General features: G+C 70.7%; 17 protein-coding genes. 7 read left to right on the top strand and 10 right to left on the bottom strand.

All coding sequences use genetic code 11. The annotated features are described in order from the left end of the window. Positions 1–90: 90 nt before the first annotated feature. A complete protein-coding gene (locus KV106_RS37575; protein ID WP_261217168.1) occupies positions 91–1,056 on the top strand; it encodes a threo-3-hydroxy-L-aspartate ammonia-lyase in 966 nt (321 codons plus the stop codon). Here KV106_RS37575 and KV106_RS37570 read toward each other — a convergent pair. The 4 genes from KV106_RS37570 to KV106_RS37555 all read right to left on the bottom strand — a co-directional run bounded on the left by KV106_RS37570 (position 1,053) and on the right by KV106_RS37555 (position 4,495). Next, positions 1,053–1,772, bottom strand: a complete 720-nt coding sequence (locus tag KV106_RS37570) for a hypothetical protein (protein WP_261217166.1) — start codon at positions 1,770–1,772, stop codon at positions 1,053–1,055. The genes KV106_RS37575 and KV106_RS37570 overlap by 4 nt on opposite strands. A gap of 3 nt (positions 1,773–1,775) precedes the next feature. Further along, positions 1,776–2,429 carry an ABC transporter ATP-binding protein gene (locus KV106_RS37565; protein WP_261217165.1) on the bottom strand — a complete coding sequence of 218 codons (654 nt, stop codon included), beginning with the start codon at positions 2,427–2,429 and terminating at the stop codon, positions 1,776–1,778. Then, complete coding sequence (miaA, locus tag KV106_RS37560) at positions 2,426–3,400, bottom strand: tRNA (adenosine(37)-N6)-dimethylallyltransferase MiaA (protein WP_261217164.1); 975 nt, start codon at positions 3,398–3,400, stop codon at positions 2,426–2,428. The genes KV106_RS37565 and miaA overlap by 4 nt, the downstream gene beginning before the upstream one ends. Positions 3,401–3,577: 177 nt before the next feature. Beyond that, positions 3,578–4,495: an AraC family transcriptional regulator gene (locus tag KV106_RS37555; protein WP_082321742.1), complete on the bottom strand. Its 918-nt coding sequence runs from the start codon at positions 4,493–4,495 to the stop codon at positions 3,578–3,580. Between the two features lie 181 nt (positions 4,496–4,676). Between KV106_RS37555 and KV106_RS37550 the strand changes: the two genes are divergently transcribed. The 3 genes from KV106_RS37550 to KV106_RS37540 are packed head-to-tail and all read left to right on the top strand — an operon-like array spanning position 4,677 to position 7,786. Then, positions 4,677–5,018: a c-type cytochrome gene (locus KV106_RS37550; protein ID WP_261217161.1), complete on the top strand. Its 342-nt coding sequence runs from the start codon at positions 4,677–4,679 to the stop codon at positions 5,016–5,018. A 37-nt stretch (positions 5,019–5,055) separates the two neighbouring features. Continuing rightward, a complete protein-coding gene (locus KV106_RS37545) occupies positions 5,056–5,529 on the top strand; it encodes a (2Fe-2S)-binding protein (RefSeq protein ID WP_057596845.1) in 474 nt (157 codons plus the stop codon). 10 nt (positions 5,530–5,539) lie between these two features. After that, positions 5,540–7,786 carry a xanthine dehydrogenase family protein molybdopterin-binding subunit gene (locus KV106_RS37540; RefSeq protein WP_261217158.1) on the top strand — a complete coding sequence of 749 codons (2,247 nt, stop codon included), beginning with the start codon at positions 5,540–5,542 and terminating at the stop codon, positions 7,784–7,786. A 4-nt stretch (positions 7,787–7,790) separates the two neighbouring features. Here KV106_RS37540 and KV106_RS37535 read toward each other — a convergent pair whose 3' ends face one another. Continuing rightward, entirely contained in the window at positions 7,791–8,759 is a 969-nt protein-coding gene (locus KV106_RS37535; RefSeq protein ID WP_057596858.1) for an alpha/beta hydrolase, read from the bottom strand. A gap of 225 nt (positions 8,760–8,984) precedes the next feature. Further along, entirely contained in the window at positions 8,985–10,913 is a 1,929-nt protein-coding gene (mutL, locus tag KV106_RS37530; protein ID WP_261217150.1) for a DNA mismatch repair endonuclease MutL, read from the bottom strand. 160 nt (positions 10,914–11,073) lie between these two features. Here mutL and KV106_RS37525 point away from each other — a divergent pair, with 160 nt between their 5' ends. After that, a complete protein-coding gene (locus KV106_RS37525) occupies positions 11,074–12,861 on the top strand; it encodes an IlvD/Edd family dehydratase (protein WP_261217148.1) in 1,788 nt (595 codons plus the stop codon). 38 nt (positions 12,862–12,899) lie between these two features. Continuing rightward, positions 12,900–14,252, top strand: coding sequence for an MFS transporter (locus KV106_RS37520; protein ID WP_261217146.1), 1,353 nt, complete (start codon positions 12,900–12,902; stop codon positions 14,250–14,252). A gap of 7 nt (positions 14,253–14,259) precedes the next feature. Here the strand turns inward: KV106_RS37520 and KV106_RS37515 are convergent, their stop codons facing one another. After that, positions 14,260–15,198: a LysR family transcriptional regulator gene (locus KV106_RS37515; RefSeq protein WP_261217144.1), complete on the bottom strand. Its 939-nt coding sequence runs from the start codon at positions 15,196–15,198 to the stop codon at positions 14,260–14,262. 13 nt (positions 15,199–15,211) lie between these two features. Next, positions 15,212–16,426, bottom strand: a complete 1,215-nt coding sequence (locus tag KV106_RS37510) for a dienelactone hydrolase family protein (RefSeq protein WP_261217142.1) — start codon at positions 16,424–16,426, stop codon at positions 15,212–15,214. A gap of 95 nt (positions 16,427–16,521) precedes the next feature. Between KV106_RS37510 and KV106_RS37505 the strand changes: the two genes are divergently transcribed. Continuing rightward, entirely contained in the window at positions 16,522–17,184 is a 663-nt protein-coding gene (locus KV106_RS37505; protein ID WP_057597698.1) for a DedA family protein, read from the top strand. An 80-nt stretch (positions 17,185–17,264) separates the two neighbouring features. On the opposite strand, the gene KV106_RS37500 is transcribed toward KV106_RS37505, so the two are convergent. Next, entirely contained in the window at positions 17,265–17,549 is a 285-nt protein-coding gene (locus tag KV106_RS37500; RefSeq protein ID WP_057597702.1) for a glycine zipper domain-containing protein, read from the bottom strand. 180 nt (positions 17,550–17,729) lie between these two features. Next, on the bottom strand, positions 17,730–18,670 hold a 941-nt coding region (locus KV106_RS37495), incomplete at its 5' end, for an N-acetylmuramoyl-L-alanine amidase family protein (RefSeq protein WP_261217140.1).

Below are 18,670 nucleotides of genomic sequence, written 5' to 3'. Positions count from 1 at the left end.
GCGGTCGCGAAGACCGCGGGCTTCTTTTTTGGGGGCCTTCTCGCGTCCGTCGCCTTGCCCGCGCGCTTTCAACTGCGCGACACTAGGCTCATGCAACTCCCCACCTACGACGACGTCACCGCCGCGGCCGCGCGGCTCGAAGGCCATGCCCACCGCACGCCGGTGCTGCGATCCAGCACCGCCGATGCGCGCTGGGGCGCCCGGTTCTTCTTCAAGTGCGAGAACTTCCAGCGCATGGGCGCCTTCAAGTTTCGCGGCGCCTTCAATGCCTTGTCGAAGTTCGACGCCGAGCAGCGCAAGGGCGGCGTGATCGCCTTCTCGTCGGGCAACCATGCGCAGGCGATCGCGCTCGCCGCGCGCCTGCTGGCCATGCCCGCGGTGATCGTGATGCCCAAGGACGCGCCGGCCGCCAAGCTCGCGGCCACGCGCGGCTACGGCGCCGAGGTGGTGCAGTACGACCGCTTCACCGAGGACCGCGAGGCGCTGACGCGCCGGCTCGCCACCGAGCGCGGCATGACGCTGATCCCGCCCTACGACCATCCCGACGTGCTCAGCGGCCAGGGCACGGCCGTGAAGGAACTGATCGAGGAGACCGGCCCGCTCGACCACCTGTTCGTCTGCCTCGGCGGCGGCGGGCTGCTGTCGGGCTCGGCGCTGTCGGCGCGCGCGCTCGCGCCCGGCTGCAAGGTCTACGGCGTCGAGCCCGAGGCCGGCAACGACGGCCAGCAATCGTTCCGTGCGGGCAGCATCGTGCACATCGACACGCCCAAGACCATCGCCGACGGCGCGCAGACCCAGCACCTGGGCGAGTACACCTTCGGCATCATCCGGCGCGACGTCGACGACATCTTCACGGTCAGCGATGCGCAGCTCGTGGAGGCGATGCGCTTCTTCGCCGAACGCATGAAGATGGTGGTCGAGCCCACGGGCTGCCTCGCGTTCGCGGCCGCCTGCGCGGCGGGTCCGCTGATCGCCGGCCAGCGCGTGGGCGTGCTGATCAGCGGCGGCAACGTGGACCTGGGGCGCTACGCGGCGCTGCTCGGCGGCACCGCCTAGGGTCGTTGCCAGACGACGCGGCGCGCGTTCTCGCCGCATTCGAGCAACTGCCGGTAGGCCGGCGCATCGAAGCCCGGCAGTTCGAACAGCCAGGCCTCGAAGCGCGCGAAGCCACCGGCCAGCGTGGTGACCGCCATCAGCGGCTGCGTGCCGTCGCGCTGCGCGCAGGGCTCGATCCACACGCGCGGCAGGCCCTCGGCCATGGTCTGCGAGCGCACCGCGATCGCATCGATGGCCCCGAGCTCGACACGGGTCTGCACGTTGCCCCGGCGCACCAGCATCAGCGCATCGCTGCCGAGCGCGATGCGCGCGCCGTCGTAGGGCGATTGCGACGGGGCGGCGGGTCCCTTGCCGCGCAGCGCGCCGCGCGCCCGCTGGAACGCGCGCAGCGAGCGGCTGCCGAAGATGTAGGCCGTGCCCACCGCGTAGAAGACGGCCTGGAAGCCGATGAAGGCGATCGTCGCCGGGCCCACGCCGTTGGCGTTGCGCGTGGAAATCAAGGTCCAGAGCGCGAAGGCGCTGGCGACGGCCGCGACCGCGCTGATAGCGCCCCAGAGCCAGGCCGCCGCGCGGCTGCCGCGCAGCGCGGCCAGGAACACCAGCGCATAGACGGCCAGCCGGATGCCGATCATCGAACTGGGCCGCATGGCCACCTGCCACAGCTCGGTGGCGACGTAGATCGCCGCGATCGCGGCCAGCGGCCAGGGCGCGCGCACCGTTCAGCCGACGCGGATGCCCGCGGCCGTGAGGTGCAGCAGCCGGTCGGCGCGCGCGGCCGCGCTTTCCGAATGCGTGACCAGCACCAGCGAGGCGCCGTGCTCGCGCGTCTGCGCAATCAGCAGGTCCATGACCTTGGCGGCGGTCGAGGGATCGAGGTTGCCCGTGGGTTCGTCGGCCAGCAGCAGCGCGGGCCGGTGCACCAGCGCGCGTGCGATCGCCACGCGCTGCAGCTGGCCGCCCGAGAGCGTCTGCGGCAGCCGCGCGCCCATGCCCGGCAGGCCCACGGCCTCGAGCATGCGCGCGATGCGTGCCTCGTCGCGGCGCTCGCCGAGCAGCATCAGCGGCAGCGCGACGTTCTGCGCCACGTCGAGGTGCGGCAGCACGTGGAAGGCCTGGAACACGAAGCCCACATGGCGCCGGCGCCAGAGCGCGCAGGCCTCGGCGTCGAGCGCGCCGATGTCGGTGCCGTCGTGCACCACGCTGCCGGTGTCCCAGCGGTCGAGGCCGGCCATGCAGTTGAGCAGCGTGGACTTGCCGACGCCCGATTCGCCGACGATGGCGACGAATTCGCCGGGCTCGATCGCGAGGCTGACGTGCTCGAACACCGGCGCCTGGCCGTAGTGCTTGCCCAGGTCGGAGAGGCGCAGGGTCATTGGATAAGCGTGGGCGCGATGAGGCGAACCGCCGACTGCAGCGCGTCGGGCGCGTCGCAGGCGATCACGGTGCGGTGGGGCATGCCGCGCAGCCAGGTGACCTGGCGCTTGGCGAGCTGGCGCGTGGCGGCGATGCCGCGGTCGCGCAGGTCCTGCAGGGCGGCGGCATCGGGCGGGTCGGCGACGTCGAGGGTCTCCCAGGCCTGCCGGTAGCCCACGCAGCGCATCGAGGGCAGATCGGGCGAGAGGTCGCCGCGCGCGCGCAGCGCACGCACCTCGTCGAGGAAGCCCGCGGCCAGCATGGCGTCGAAGCGCTGCGCGATGCGCGCATGCAGCCAGGCGCGGTCGGCGGGCTCGAGCGAGAACAGCCGGCCGCCTTCGACGCCGCGCGTGGACTTGCTGTCGCTGGCGTGGAAGTGCGACAGCGGCTGGCCGCTGCTCTCGTACACCTCGAGCGCGCGCTGGATGCGCTGGCTGTCCTGCGGCGCGAGCCGCGCGGCCGTGACCGGATCGACCTGCGCGAGCCGCGCATGCATCGCGGGCCAGCCGAGTTCGGCGGCCTCGGCATCGATGCGCGCGCGCACCGCGGCGTCGGCCGCGGGCATCGCGTCGATGCCGTCGAACAGCGCCTTGAAGTACAGCATCGTGCCGCCGACCAGCAGCGGCATCGCGCCGCGCGCGCGGATCTCGTCGATCAGCCGCGCCGCATCGGCCACGAAGGCCGCCGCGCTGTAGCTCTCGCGCGCATCGAGGATGTCGATCAGGTGGTGCGGCACCGCGCGCAGCTCGTCGGCGCTGGGCTTGGCGGTGCCGATGTCCATGCCGCGGTAGACCAGCGCCGAGTCGACGCTGACGATCTCCACCGGGTGTTCGCGTGCGAGTGCCAGCGCGACGGCGGTCTTGCCAGAGGCGGTGGGGCCGGCGAGGGCGATGAAGCGGGGTGGATCGGGGGGAGAGGAAAAGGGACCCATGAAGGGGTCGAGCGTAGCAAATGGAGGGGACGAAGACGGGAACGGACTTCCGGACGCAGAGGACGCGAAGGTCTCGCAAAGGACGCAAAAGGAATGCAAGGAGATTTTCTTGAATTTCTCTTTCGCGCTCTTCGCGAAACCTTCGCGTCCTCTGCGTCCGGCTGTTGTGTTTCTATCTCAGCTCGTCTCGCGCATCCGCCGTATGTCGCGCAGCGGCGGCGCCCCGAACAGCCGCGCATATTCGCGGCTGAACTGCGAGGCGCTCTCGTAGCCCACGCGCACGCCCGCGGTGCCGGCGTCGATGCCCTGGTTCAGCATCAGCTGCCGCGCCTCCTGCAGCCGCAATTGCTTGAGGTACTGCATCGGGCTCATGCCCGCCACGGCGCGGAAATGCTGGCGGAAGGTCGAGGGGCTCATGTTCGCGGAGGCCGCCAGTTCGTCGGCCAGCACGTTGCGCGTGAAGTTGAGCTTGAGCCAGGCCATGCTCTGCGCCACCTGCTGGCTCGGCGAGCCGATCGCCACCAGGCGCTGCAGCTGCGGGCCGTGGCGGCCCGCGAGCAGCCGCACCATGATCTCGCGCTGCAGCAGCGGCGCGAGCTGCGGGATCAGCCGCGGCTCGGCGAGCAGGTCGACCAGCCGCGTCACGGCGCCGAGCAGCGTGGGGTCGAGGTCGCCGAGCGACATGGCGCGCTGGTTGCCGTCCCGGGGCGGCGGGGGCAGCGCCATCTCGGCGGCCAGTTGCACGATCGCGCGCGGATCGAGCTGCAACGCCAGGCCGACGAAGGGCTGCGCCGCGCTGGCGCGGGTGATGTGCGAGACCACGGGCAGGTCGGCCGTGGTCAGCAGCGACTGGCCCGCGGCATAGTCGAACACCTCGTCGCCGAGCGCCACGCGTTTCTGCCCGCTGACCGTGATGCCGAGGCCGAAGCCGTAGAGGCAGTGCAGCGGCGCGGTCATCGCGCTGCGGCGGTGCAGCGAGAGCGCGGGAATGGCCGTGAGGTAGTCGCCGTCGGCCTGCGCGGTGCGCGCGACGGCGCGCTGCAGGTCGTCGAGCACGGCCGGGGAATCCAGCCGCGCGGGCTCGGCGAGGTCCATCTGGATCCTTTCGAAGTACAGGTCGCGAAAAGTCTAGCCCGGGGCGTTCGCGCGGCGCGCATTTCCGCCGCAGTCTCGGTGTTTCAGGCAAGAACGCGAGCGAATCAGGCAAACGCGCGGCCGGGCTACGCCCCACACTCGCCGTCGAATCAGGCAACTCTCCTTCCCCACGATTTCCACGATGAACATAGAAAAGATCGCTTCCGTCACCGCCTCGCTCGCGCTGGCCCTGGGCCTCGGCGCGGGCACCCTGTGGCCGCGCCAGGCCGACGCCAGCCTCGCGCTGGCCCAGAAGTACGCCTGCGTCGCCTGCCACCAGCCCGCCACCAAGGTGGTGGGCCCGTCCTGGAAGGACATCGGCGCGAAGTACGGCGACGGCAAGGGCACGGCCGCGCAGCTCGCCGCCAGCATCAAGGCCGGCAGCTCGGGCAAATGGGGCCCGATGCCGATGCCGCCGCAGGCCCAGGTGCCCGATGCCGACCTGCAGGCGCTCGCGCAATGGCTGCTCGACGGCGCCAAGTGAATCCCCCTTCCCCACCCACCCACGGAGAAAACAAGCAATGACTGCGCTCCACGTCAATGGCCGTGACCACACGGTCGATGCCGATCCCGGCACGCCCATCCTCTGGGCCCTGCGCGACACGCTGGGCATGACCGGCACCAAGTTCGGCTGCGGCGCCGCGCTGTGCGGCGCCTGCACCGTGCACCTCGACGGCCAGGCGATCCGCTCGTGCATCACGCCGATCGCCGCCGCCGACGGCAAGAAGATCACCACCATCGAACGCATGACCGACGGCAGCGACCGCGTCGGCGCCGCCGTGCACGCCGCCTGGGTGCGGCACGACGTCGCGCAGTGCGGCTACTGCCAGAGCGGCCAGATCATGAGCGCGACCGCCTTCCTGCAGTCGCTGCCCGCGGGCAAGCAGCCCAGCGCCGACGAGATCGACTCGGCCATGGCCGGCAACATCTGTCGATGCGGCACCTATGCGCGCATCCGCGCCGCCGTGGCCGATGCAGCCCGCAACCTCGCCTGAAGGAAACGCCATGCTGCCCCACATCGACTACCACGACCTGCCGCGTTCGCTGCAACGCCTGATGGCCCGCCCCGCGGCCGACGAGCCCGCCGCGCTGCCCCGTCGCAGCTTCCTCAAGATCGTCGGCGCGAGCGGTTTCGCGCTCGGCACCTTCCCGCACCTGGCCCTGGCGCAGGCCGGCGGCGCGGCCCCGGCTGCCGGCGGCCTCAAGCCGACGCAACAGCCGCTGGCCTTCGTGCAGATCGCGCCCAACGGCGAGGTCATGGTGACCATCAACCGGCTCGAGTTCGGCCAGGGCGTGCAGACCGGCCTGCCGATGATCCTGGCCGAGGAGCTCGACGCCGACTGGGCGCTGGTGCGCAGCCGCAGCGGCACCAACGACGCCGCCTATGCCGATCCCTTCTTCGGCATGCACCTGACCGGCGGCTCGAACACCATCAAGAACAGCTTCGTGCAGTACCGCGAGCTCGGCGCCCGCGCCCGCGCCATGCTGCTGTCGGCTGCGGCGGCGCGCTGGAAGGTCGATGCCTCCACCCTGCGCACGCAGGCCGGCACGGTGCTCGGCCCGGGCGGGCGCAAGGCGAGCTACGGCGAGCTGGCCGAGGCGGCGATGGCGCTGCCGGTGCCCGAGAAGGTGGTGCTCAAGGACCCGAAGGACTTCCGCATCATCGGCCGCCCGACCCAGCGCCTCGACGCGGCCGCCAAGAGCAGCGGCCGGCAGGACTTCGGCATCGACGTCAAGCACCCGGGCCAGCTCACGGCGGTGGTAGCCCATCCGCCGGTGTTCGGCGCCCGCCTGGCTTCGGTGGACGACAGCGCCGCGCGCGCCGTCAAGGGCGTGAAGGCGGTCGTGCGCATTCCGCTGGACCGCGGCGCCGAGGGCGTGGCCGTGGTGGCCGACGGCTACTGGCCCGCCAAGCTGGGCCGCGACGCGCTCAAGCTGCAGTGGGACACGGCCGCCGTCGAGAAGGTCGATTCCGACAAGCAGCTGGCCCAGTACCGCGAACTGGCCGGCCGTCCCGGCAACCGGAAGTTCGACGCCGACATGGCGCCGCTGGCCAATGCGCCGCGCAAGCTCGAGGCCGAGTTCGTGTTTCCCTACCTGGCGCATGCGCCGATGGAGCCGCTGAACTGCACCGTGAAGCTGTCGGACGGGCGTGCCGAGCTGTGGGTCGGCACCCAGTCCGCCGACCTCGACGGCATCGCCGCGGCGCGCGCACTGAAGCTCGAGCCCGCGCAGGTGAAGGTCAACGTGCAGATGGCGGGCGGCGGCTTCGGCCGCCGCTTCGTGAGCACCAGCGACTTCGTGGTCGAGGCCTGCGAGATCGCCAAGGCCACGCGCGCCGCCGGCCTCGACGTGCCGGTGCGGCTGCTGTGGAGCCGCGAGGACGACATCAAGGGCGGCTACTACCGGCCGATGCACCTGCATCGCGCGCGCATCGGCTTCGACGAGCGCGGTCGCATCCTGGCCTGGGACCATGTCATCGTGGGCCAGTCCATCACCGCGGGCACGGTGTTCGCGGGCGCCATGGTGAAGGACGGCATCGACGCCACGGCGGTCGAGGGCATGCGCGATCCCTATCCGCTGCCGATGCGCCTGACGGTGCACCATCCGCAGCTCAACGTGCCGGTGCTGTGGTGGCGCAGCGTGGGTTCGACCCACACCGCCTTCGTGATGGAGACGCTGATCGACGAGATCGCGCGCAGCACCAAGCAGGACCCGGTGGCCTACCGCATGCAGCTGTTCGGCGACAAGCATCCGCGCCATCGCGCCGCGCTGCAGCTGGCCGTCGACAAGAGCGGCTACGGCAAGAAGAAGCTCGCGGACGGCCGCGCCTGGGGCGTGGCGGTGCACGAGTCCTTCGAATCGGTGGTGGCCTACGTGGTGGAAGCCTCGGTCAAGGACGGCCAGCCGGTGTTGCACCGCGTGACCAGCGGCGTGCACTGCAACCTGGCCGTCAATCCGCGCAGCGTGGAAGCGCAGGTGCAGGGCGCGGCGGTGATGGGGCTGTCGACCTGCCTCCCGGGCAGCGCGATCACCTTGAAGGACGGCGTGGTGCAGCAGGGCAACTTCGGCGACTTCACGGTGGCGCGCATCACGCAGGTGCCGGAGTTCGACATCCACATCGTGCCGAGCGCCGATGCGCCCAAGGGGATGGGGGAGCCGGGCCTGCCGCCGCTGGCGCCCGCTTTCGCCAATGCCGTGGCGCAGTTGACGGGCAAGCCGCTGCGGCGGCTGCCGTTCGAGCTGGCCTGAGGTCCTAGATCGCGGCGGGCGCGCTGTTCTCGCGCGCCTGGCCGCGCACGTCCTGCGGCGACACCGCGGGCGGCAGCGCCGGCGAGGGCGGCGACAGCTTGGGCTGGTTGCGTGCCACCATGTTGTCGGGCTTCATGCGGAACAGCTGCGTGAGCGCCGCGCGGTACTGGGCCTCGCCGACCGAGTTGGTGTTGTGGTGCGAGCCGCCTTCCACCAGCACGAACAGCTTGGGCACGGTGGCCGCGTCGTAGAGCTTGCGGCCCAGCGTCGGGTTGATCAGGCTGTCGGCGGTGCCGTGCACCACCAGCAGCGGCGCGCCGATGTCCTTGACCTTGTCGATCGCCTCGAAGCGCTGGGTGATGAAGGGACGGAAGGGCAGCCAGCCCCACTTGAAGCTGCCGACCACGTCGGCGATCGAGGTGAAGGTGCTCTCGACGATGGTGCCGCTCTCGTCGTTCACGCGCGCCGCCAGGTCGATGCCGATGGCGCCGCCCAGCGAGTGGCCGAAGATGTAGCGGTGCTGGCGCGGATGGCGCGCGGCCAGCCAGGTCCAGGCGGCGCGGGCATCCTCGCGCGCCGACTCTTCCGAGGGCAGGCCCTTGGAGCTCTTGCCGAAGCCGCGGTAGTCGATGGCCAGCACCGAGAAACCGAGTTCGTGCATGCGCTGGATGCGCGGGGCCGAGCCCGCCACGTTGTAGCGCGCGCCGTGCAGGTACAGCAGCACCGGGGTCTCGGTGGTCTCGGGCTCGCCGCCGAGCCACAGGCCGTGCAGGCGCGCGGGCTCGCCCGTGATGGAGGACTGGAAGTCGATCCACACGTCCTGCATGCCCTGGGCCATGGTGGCGGTGTTGCCCCAGCTGCGGTCGCTGGGCTGGAAGATCCATTCGCGCTGCTGCTCGTCGAAGGTCGAGCAGCCGGCGGCAAGAATGGCGCAAAGCGAAAGGACTGACGCGAGGAGGGTCCAGCGTTTCATCATGGGAATGAGGGACAGCGATGCCGGCGAAAAAGTTCATCTGCCTGCTGCCGAAACACGCCGACGTGCGTTTCGACACCTCCCTGACCAGCGCCTTGTGGCGTCTTTGGCGAACTCACCATGCAACGTGCGTGCCCGCCATGCGGATGACGGCCCCAAACCCGGAAAAACCCTCAAAAAGCCGCCAATTGGCGGCTTTTGGGACGGCTTTTGGTGCGGATTCGCTCAGCGCCCGCGCATGAACAGGGCGTCGAGCTCGCGGATCGAGAGCTGGCGCCAGGTCGGGCGGCCGTGGTTGCACTGGTCCGAACGCTCGGTCGCCTCCATCTGGCGTAACAAGGCGTTCATCTCGTCGAGCGTGAGCTTGCGGTTGGCGCGCACCGCGCCGTGGCAGGCCATGGTCGACAGCAATTCGTTCTGGGCCCGCTGCACCACGGTGCTCGCATCGTGCTGCGACAGCTCGGCCAGCACGCTGCGCGCCAGCTCGACCGGGTCGCCGTCGGCCAGCGTGCCGGGCACCGCGCGCACCGCCAGGGTGCGCGGCGAGAAGGGCGTGATCTCCAGGCCCAGGGTGGCGAGCACGGCGGTGCAGGCCTCGGCCGTGGCCACTTCCTGCGGCGTGGCGGCGAAGGTGGCGGGGATCAGCAGCGGCTGGCTCGAGATGGCGGCGCCGTCGAGCTGGGTCTTCAGGCGCTCGTAGACGATGCGCTCGTGGGCCGCGTGCATGTCGACCACGATCAGGCCCTGGCTGTTCTCGGCCAGGATGTAGATGCCCTGCAACTGCGCCAGCGCGCGGCCCAGCGGCCAGGCTTCGTCGTTGTGGGCCAGCGCCTGGGGCTCGGCCGCGAGGCCCGCGGGGGGCTGGAACGGGGCGGCCGGGGCCTGGGTGCCGAAGGCGGCGGCCGGCGCCGCGCCGACGCCGGAATCGGACAGCACGGGCCAGTGGGCCGAGGCCGACTCGGGCGCCAGCAGGGTCTCGCTGGCGCGCCGCGGCCACATGGCCTCGAAATCGCCGGCGCCGCGTTCGGCGGCCCTGAAGTTGATGGCCGGTTGCGACCACGAGCCGGTCGTGACCGGCGACACCGGCTTGAAGAAGGGCTGCTGCGCCTGGGCCGCCTGCGTGGCGTCGCCGGCGCGCGGCGCGGCCAGCGCGTTCTCGACCGCATGGCGCACCGCCTGGTGCACCTCGCGGCCGTCGCGGAAGCGCACCTCGATCTTGGTCGGGTGCACGTTCACGTCGACGCGCGCGGGGTCGATCTCGAGGTAGAGCACGTAGACCGGCTGGCGCTGGCCGTGCAGCACGTCCTCGTAGGCGCTGCGCACCGCGTGCGACAGCACCTTGTCGCGCACGAAACGGCCGTTGACGTAGAAGAACTGGTGGTCGGCGCGCGAGCGCGCCGCATCGGGGATGCCGGCGCGGCCGACCACGCGCACCGGGCCGCCCACATGCTCGACGACGACGCTCTGCGCCACGAAATCCTCGCTGAGCGCATCGCCCAGGCGTTGCTCGCGCTGCTCGCTGGCGCGCCATTGCTCGACCAGCTTGCCGTCGTGCCAGACCGAGAAGCCCACGTCGGGCCGCGCCAGCGCATGGCGGCGCACCGCCTCGATGCAGTGGGCGAGCTCGGTGGCATCGGTCTTGAGGAACTTGCGCCGCGCCGGGGTCGCGAAGAACAGCTCGCGCACCTCGACCGTGGTGCCGCGCGAACGCGCCACCGGGCGCAGTTCGCCCGTGCGGCCGTCGAGCGACCAGGCGCCGTCGGCACCCACCGCGCGCGACTGCAGGCTCAGCTCGGCGATCGCGTTGATGGCGGCCAGCGCCTCGCCGCGAAAGCCCATGGTGCCGACCGTCTCGAGGTCGTTGAGGCTCGCGATCTTGCTGGTGGCATGGCGCCGCAGCGCCACCACGAGCTCCTCGCGCGGGATGCCCAGGCCGTCGTCCTCGATCGAGATCAGCCGCACGCCGCCGGCCGCCAGTCGCACCGTGACCTGCGTCGCGCCCGCGTCGAGCGCGTTGTCGAGCAGCTCGCGCACCACCGAGGCCGGGCGCTCGACCACCTCGCCCGCGGCGATCTGGCTGATCAGCTCGTCGGGGAGTTCGCGGATCGGGCGGCGTTCGGCGGGGGGGAGGGAGGAGGTGGGAAGGGCGCTCACCGAACCATTCTAGAAGCTGGCCCGGACCGGCCTCCCGGGCGGGGCATCGGCTGTATTTGCAGCGCTTATACGGCCTCGCAACCGATCTCATTGGCGCTCGCGCGGCGCTCTCCCTAAGCTGCGGCCGCTCCACGAGAACGCCCTTCGAGAAAGACCCCCAATGACCACCCGCCCCCTCCGTTCCGCCGCCTGGTTCGACAACCCCGAGCACAGCGAACTCTCGGTCCTCCACCTGGCCTGGTACCTCAACTACGGCCTGACGCGCGAGGAGCTGCAGTCCGGCCGCCCCATCATCGCGATCGCGCAGAGCGGCTCCGACCTGACGCCGTGCAACCGGCACCACCGCGAGCTCGCGCAGCGGGTGCGCGACGGCATCCGCGAGATGGGCGGCATCGCGATGGAATTCCCGATGCACCCGATCCAGGAGAACGGCCGCCGGCCCACGGCCGCGCTCGACCGCAACCTGGCCTACCTGGGCCTGGTCGAGACGCTGACCGGCTACCCGATCGACGGCGTGGTGCTCACCACCGGCTGCGACAAGACCGCCCCGGCCGCGCTGATGGCCGCGGCCACCGCGAACATCCCGGCCATCGTGCTGTCGGGCGGGCCGATGCTCAACGGCTGGCACGACGGGCAGCGCACCGGCACCGGCACCACGCTGTTCAAGGCGCGCGAGCTGTTCGCCAAGGGCAGCATCGATTTCCCGGGCTACATCGACCTGGTCGGCTCCACCGTGCCCTCGATCGGCCACTGCAACGTGATGGGCACGGCCTCGACCATGAATGCGCTGGCCGAGGCGCTGGGCATGAGCCTGCCGGGCTGCGCCGCGATTCCGGCGCCGTACCGCGAACGCGGGCAGATGGCCTACGAGACCGGGCGGCGCATCGTGCAGATGGTGCGCGAGGACCTCAAGCCCTCGGACATCCTCACGCGCGCGGCCTTCGAGAACGCGATCGTCGTCAACTCGGCGATCGGCGGCTCGACCAACGCGCCGATCCACCTGATCGCGATCGCCAAGCACGCGGGCGTGGACCTGGCCATCCAGGACTGGGAGAGCGTGGGGCTCGAGGTGCCGCTGCTGCTCGACATGCAGCCGGCCGGCAAGTACCTGGGCGAGGAGTTCTACCGCGCCGGCGGCGTGCCGGCCGTGGTGGCCGAGCTCCATCGCCACGGCCTGATCCGCGAGGGCGCGCTCACGGTCACGGGCCGCACGCTGGCGCAGAACTGCGCGCAGGCGCCGGTGAAGGACGCCGACGTGATCCGCCCCTTCGAGGCGCCGCTGCGACAGAACGCCGGCTTCCTCGTGATGTCGGGCAATCTCTTCGACAGCGCGATCATGAAGACCAGCGTGATCTCGGACGAGTTCAGGGCACGCTACCTGAGCGCGCCCGGCGACCCCGATGCCTTCGTCGGCCGCGCCATCGTGTTCGACGGCCCCGAGGACTACGAGCGCCGCATCGAGGACCCGGCGCTCGACATCGACGCCTCCTGCATCCTGTTCATGCGCGGCGTCGGGCCGATCGGGCATCCGGGCTCGTCGGAGGTGGTGAACATGCGCGCGCCCGCGCATCTGCTCAAGAGCGGCGTCTCGGCGCTGCCCTGCATCGGCGACGGCCGGCAGTCGGGCACCTCGGGATCGCCCTCGATCCTCAATGCCTCGCCCGAGGCGGCGGCGGGCGCGGGCCTGGCGCTGCTGCGCACCGGCGACCGCGTGCGCGTGGACCTGAAGGCGCGCCGCGTCGACATGCTGGTGGACGAAGAAGAACTGCGCTCCCGCGCGCGCCAGCTCGAGGCCGCGGGCGGCTATCCGATCCCCGCGAGCCAGACGCCGTGGCAGGAGATCCAGCGCGCGATGGTCGACACGCTGTCCGAGGGCATGGTGCTCAAGCCGGCCGTCAAGTACCAGCGCGTGGCGCAGACCGCGGGGATTCCGCGCCGCAACCACTAGCCCGAACAAGCCTCATCAGAAGAACCAAGGAGACGACGATGAATCCCTACAGCCCCCTGGTCGGCGCGGCCGTCCACAAGGCGCGCTGGCGCCTGCTGCCGATGCTGATCCTCATGTACATCATGTCGATCCTCGACCGCGTCAACGTCGGCTTCGCGAAGAACGCGCTGCAGATCGACACCGGCCTCAGCGACGGCGCCTTCGCGCTCGGCGCCGGCATCTTCTTCGTGAGCTACGCCCTCTTCGAGGTGCCGAGCAACGTGATCATGACGCGCATCGGCCCGCGCATCTGGCTCAGCCGGATCATGGTGAGCTGGGGCCTGGTGGCCTCGGCCATGATGTTCGCGACCACCGAGACCTCGTTCTACCTGCTGCGCTTCCTGCTCGGCATCGCCGAGGCCGGCTTCTACCCGGGCGTGCTGCTGACGCTGACCTACTGGTTCCCGGCCAGGGTGCGGGCGCAGGCCAACGGCATCCTGCTGTTCGGCTTCGCGGGGGCGCTGGTGATCGGCGGGCCGGTCTCGGGCGCGCTGCTCGAGATGCACGGCATCGGCGGACTCAAGGGCTGGGAGTGGATGTTCCTGATCGAGGGCGCGATGGCGGTGGTGGTCGGCATCGCGGCCTTCTTCGTGATCGTCGACCGGCCGCATGCCGCGAAGTGGCTCGCGAGCGCGGAGCAGGACGCGCTGCAGGCCGTGCTCGACCAGGAGGCGGCGCAGAAGGCGGCCGGCAGCCCGCACACCGTGATGCAGACCTTGCGTAACCCGAAGGTGATGTTCTTCGCGCTGAACTTCTTCATCGTGCAGATCGCGGCCTACGGCCTGATCTTCTACCTGCCGAGCCAGGTGTCGCAGATCCTCGGCCAGAAGATCGGGCTGATGGTGGGCTTCGTCACCAGCATCCCGTGGCTGCTGGCGCTGTTCGTCGTCTACTTCGTCACGCGCTGGTCGGACCGGCACCACGAGCGGCGGCGCCTCACGGTGGCCTCGCTCTACACGGTGTTCGGCGTGTGCGTGTGCCTGTCGGCGCACGGTTCGCCGATCTTCGCGATCGCGGCCTTGTCGATCGGCGCCTCGACCTACCTGTCGGGCACGCCGATCTTCTATGCCTTCCTGTCGGAGCGCCTCTCGGGCCTGGGCATCGCCACCGGCATCGCGCTGGTGAATTCCATCGGCAATCTCGGCGGCTTCGTGGCGCCGAACCTGCGCACCTATGTCGAGCAGAACCATGGCGGTTCGGCCGCGGGCCTCTACACGCTGGGCGGCGCGGCGCTGCTCGCGGCCCTGATGCTGGCGCTGATGCCCAGGGGCTGGCGCACGGTGGCCGCCGCGCCGTGCGAGGGCTCGAGATCCGGCGCGGCGCTCGACGGCTCGGCGCTGCCGCGCGGCTGAATCCGGTTCAGAGCGACAGCCGCCAGGCGCGCGCGAGCGCCTGCATCGCGCAGTCGACCTCGGGGCGCCGCAGCGCGCCCGCGAGGCAGACGAAGCGCAGGTCGCTCTCGATGCCGACTTGGTCGGCGATCACCAATCCCTCGCGCTGGCTGGCGCGCAGCGCCACCGCGTCGCGCGCCAGCGAGATGCCCACGCCCGCGCGCACCAGCGCGAGCATCGACGACTCCTGGTCGGCCTGCGCCGCCTTCTTCAGCACCAGCCCGCGCGCCTGCAGCACCGGCGCCAGCAGCCGCGAATGCGAAGAGGTCGCCGGCGCCAGCACCCAGGGCAGGCAGCTCAGGTCGGGCCAGTCGCGGCCCATCACCTGCGGCCCCCAGCCCGGCGGGCCGATCACCTGGTAGCTGAAGCGCGTGAGCACGCTCGAATGGAAGGCCTTGCCCTCGCTGCGGCGCGAGGCCGAGCTGGCCTGCGGCAGGTCGCTCGCTTCGGGATCGCCGAGGTAGAAGCCGACGTCGACCTCCTTGTTCAGCAGCTTCGCGAGCACCTCGCCGCTGGTGCCGTGGTGCAGCTCGGTCTCGAGCTCGGGCGCCAGCGTCACCAGCTCCTTGAGCAGGCCGCTCAGGCGCGTGAACTCGGGGTCGAGGATGGTGCCGATGCGCAGCGCGCCGCGCACGCCGCCCTTCATGCGCTCGGCGGCGATCGCGAAATCGTTGAGGCCTTCGAGCGCGTGTTCCGCGTGGTTGAGCAGCGCCGCGCCGTCGCGCGTCAGCAGCAGGCCGGTGGGCGTGCGCTGGAACAGCTCGAGCTCGACCAGCGCGCCCAGCTCCTTGAGCTGCAGGCTGACAGCCGGCTGCGTGAGGAAGAGGCGCTGCGCGCCTTTGGACACCGATCCCTCGCGCGCGACGGCCACGAAGGCCTGCAGCAGCCGCGGGTCGATCTTCTTCATGCGGCGCGCATGTTCAGGGCATCAGCGTGTTCGAGGGCAGCGTCTCGTCGAGCAGCTTGCGCGCCGTCTCGATGCCGGCCACCGGCAGCAGCTTCGGGTCGAGCAGGCCCACCTGCACCAGCACGCTGGCCTGGTCCCAGTAGATGTGCTCGTGGTAGAGCTTGTCGCCGCGGAACTTGATGACCGCGAGCAGCGGCACCTCCACGCGCCGGCCCGTGGGCGCCACGCCCGGCAGCATCCACGGGATCTCGGTGGTGTGGGTGAAGGTGAAAAGCAACTCGTCGACCACCTGCGTCGCGCCGACCGTGCGCGAAATCGAGGTCAGCGCGGTGTCGGGCGGATTGCTGTTGACGAAGTGATTCGTGTAGAAGGCATGCAGGTCCCTGTAGCCCACGCCGCCGGTCATGGTCGGGATGTGGTTGACGTAGGGCTCGGCCACCATGGTCGACATGGTGTCGTCGACGTTGCGCGTGCCGAACTCATACTCGCAGTGCTTGTCCCACAGCGCCGAGAGGTCGTAGTGCGGACCGATCGCGGCCTTGAGCGCGGCGATGCTGCGCTCGTGCGCCATCAGCGCCGAGGGCTTGTGGAAGTGGTCGCTGCCCGCGCGCGCGAAGGCGTGGTCGACGCCCGGATAGACGTGCAGCGCCACCTTCGGATGGCCCTTGAGCGCCTGCACGATGCGCTCGCGCGCCTCGGGCGGGCAGAACTTGTCGAGCTCGGCCACGTGCAGCAGCAGCGGCTTGCGGATGTTCTTGGCTTCCTCGAGCGCCGCGTCGATGCCCACGCCGTAGTAGCCCACCGACACGTCGGCATCGGTGCGGCAGGCCGCGAGGTAGGCCAGCTTGCCGCCGAGGCAGAAGCCCAGCACGCCGGCCTGGCGCTCGACCACCTCGGGCCGGTCGCGCAGCACGTCGAGCGCGGCCTGGATGTCCTCCATGCCCTTGGCCTCGTCGAAGCCGCCGTAGAACTCGAAGGCCTGCTGCCAGTCGGCCTCGCTGTAGCCCAGTTCCACGTCGGGCTGCTGGCGCCAGAACAGGTCGGGCACCAGCACCACGTAGCCTTCCTCGGCGTAGTAGTCGGCCACGTCGCGCATGGTCTTGTTCACGCCGAAGATCTCCTGCGCGATCACCAGGCCGGGCCCGTGGCCCGAGGCCGGCACGGCGAGGTAGCCGCGGAAGCTGCCGCTGCCGTCTTTGGCGGCGAGCTGGATGTATTGACCTGTCATCGGTGTCTCCAAGGTGGGGATGGGTGTTCTGCAGGCGCGGTCGCGGCCTGGGGTCTTCGCCCGAGGGGCGGACGCTGCAAGGATAATCCGCCCCCATGGAAATCATCAGCTTTCTCGTCGACTTCATCCTGCATGTCGACAAGCACCTCGAGGCCTTCGTCATCGCCTATGGCCCCTGGGTCTACGCGCTCCTGTTCCTGATCGTGTTCGTCGAGACGGGGGTGGTGGTGATGCCCTTCCTGCCCGGCGATTCGCTGCTGTTCATCGTGGGCGCGCTGTGTGGCGTAGGGCTGATGAGCTTTCCGATCGCCTGCACCTTGCTGGTGATCGCGGCCATCCTCGGCGACCAGTGCAACTACAGCATCGGGCGCTATTTCGGGCCCAAGGTGTTCCAGTGGGAGAGTTCGCGCTTCTTCAACCGCAAGGCCTTCGACCAGGCGCATGCCTTCTACGAGCGCTACGGCGGCATCACCATCGTGCTGGCGCGCTTCATGCCCTTCATCCGCACCTTCGCGCCCTTCGTGGCCGGCGTGGCCGAGATGAATCGCGCCAAGTTCAGCATGTTCAACGTCGGCGGTGCGCTGTTGTGGGTGCTGGGCATCGCGACCGCGGGCTATTTCTTCGGCAACCTGCCGCTGGTGCGCGAACACCTCGACAAGATCATCTGGGCGCTGATCTTCGTACCGGGCCTGCTCGCGATCTTCGGCGCCTGGCGTGCCTCGCGGGCCGAGAAGGCGCGCGCGCAGCAGGGCGCCTGAGGCCGCTCGCCCACGAAAAAAGAGCGCCCCGCGAGGCGCTCTTTTCGTTGGTGCGGCACGGGTGCCAGGCACCCGGACGGTCAGTAGTTCGGGCCGTTGCGCGGGTAGTAATTGCCCTGCGGGTAGCGCTGCTGGTTGTAGTAGTTGCGTTCGTCGGCATTGCGGCCGACCTGGTTGCCGATGATGCCGCCGATGGCGGCACCACCCACGGTGCTGGCGGTGTTGCCGCCGATCGCATTGCCGACCAGCGCGCCGCCGACCGCGCCGACGCCCGTGCCCAGGTTCTGGTTCGGGCCCGACGCGCAGCCTGCGAGCGCCATCACGGAGGTGGCCGCCGCAGCGGCAATCCAGATGCGTGCTTTCATGATGTCCACCTTTCTGTTTAAAAAATCGATGGAGTGATCTTCTGCAAAACGGTGTTCCACGCCGTGTAGGAGCCGGCCGCGCCTGCCTGTGCGGGGCGCCGGGCCGCAGCGTGGGAAGGGGAGCCTGCGTGGGGTCGGCGCTGCCCACGCCGCCCTCTGAAAACAGGGCCCGAGGACCGCTCAGAGCTGCCGGCTGCGCGCCAGCGGCGGGTTCTGCGCGAAATAGCGCTGGATGCCGCGCATCAGCGCGTCGGCCAGGTCTTCCTGGTACTGCACGCGGCGCAGGTTGGCTTCTTCCTCGGGATTGCTGATGAAGGCGGTCTCGACCAGCACGCTCGGGATGTCGGGCGCCTTCAGCACCGCGAAGCCGGCCTGCTCGACCTGGCCCTTGTGCAGCCGCGCGCCGATGCCCTTGATCTCGCCGAGCATCGCGCCGCCGAGCTTGAGGCTGTCGTTGATCTGCGCGGTGGTGCTCATGTCGAGCAGCGCGCGCTGCACCTGCGCCTCGTGGTTGCCGACGTTCACGCCGCCGACCTTGTCGGCGTCGTTCTCCTTGTTGGCGAGCCAGCGCGCGGCGCTGCTCGAGGCGCCGCTCTGGCTCAGCGCGAACACGCTGGCGCCGCGCGCGGCCGGTGTGGTGAAGGCGTCGGCATGGATGCTCACGAACAGGTCGGCCTGCACGCGCCGCGCCTTCTGCACGCGCACGCCCAGCGGCACGAAGAAGTCGGCATCGCGCGTGAGGAAGGCGCGCATCGGGTTGCCGTTGATGCTGCTGGCGTTGATGCGGTCGCGCAGGCGGAACGCGACCTGCAGCACGATGTCCTTTTCGCGCGTGCCGGCCGGGCCGATGGCGCCGGGGTCCTCGCCGCCGTGGCCCGGGTCGAGCGCGACGATGATGATGCGGTCGGTGCGATTGGCGGTGGCGCCGCCGCGCGCGACCGCCACCGGCGGCGGCGGAGCCACCGGCCGGGGCGCGGCCGCGGGCGGGCTCGGCGGCATCGGCAGCGGGCGGCTCTCGGCGACGACCGGCGGCGGCGTCGCGGGGCCGGGCCGCATCGACTGCTGCGCCATCAGCTCGCCCAGCGGATCGGGGGCCGGCGCGGTCGCCACCGCGGGCGGGC

This window comes from Variovorax endophyticus (assembly GCF_025376855.1).
Lineage (GTDB): Bacteria > Pseudomonadota > Gammaproteobacteria > Burkholderiales > Burkholderiaceae_C > Variovorax.
This window is presented reverse-complemented; position numbering and strand designations above follow the sequence as displayed.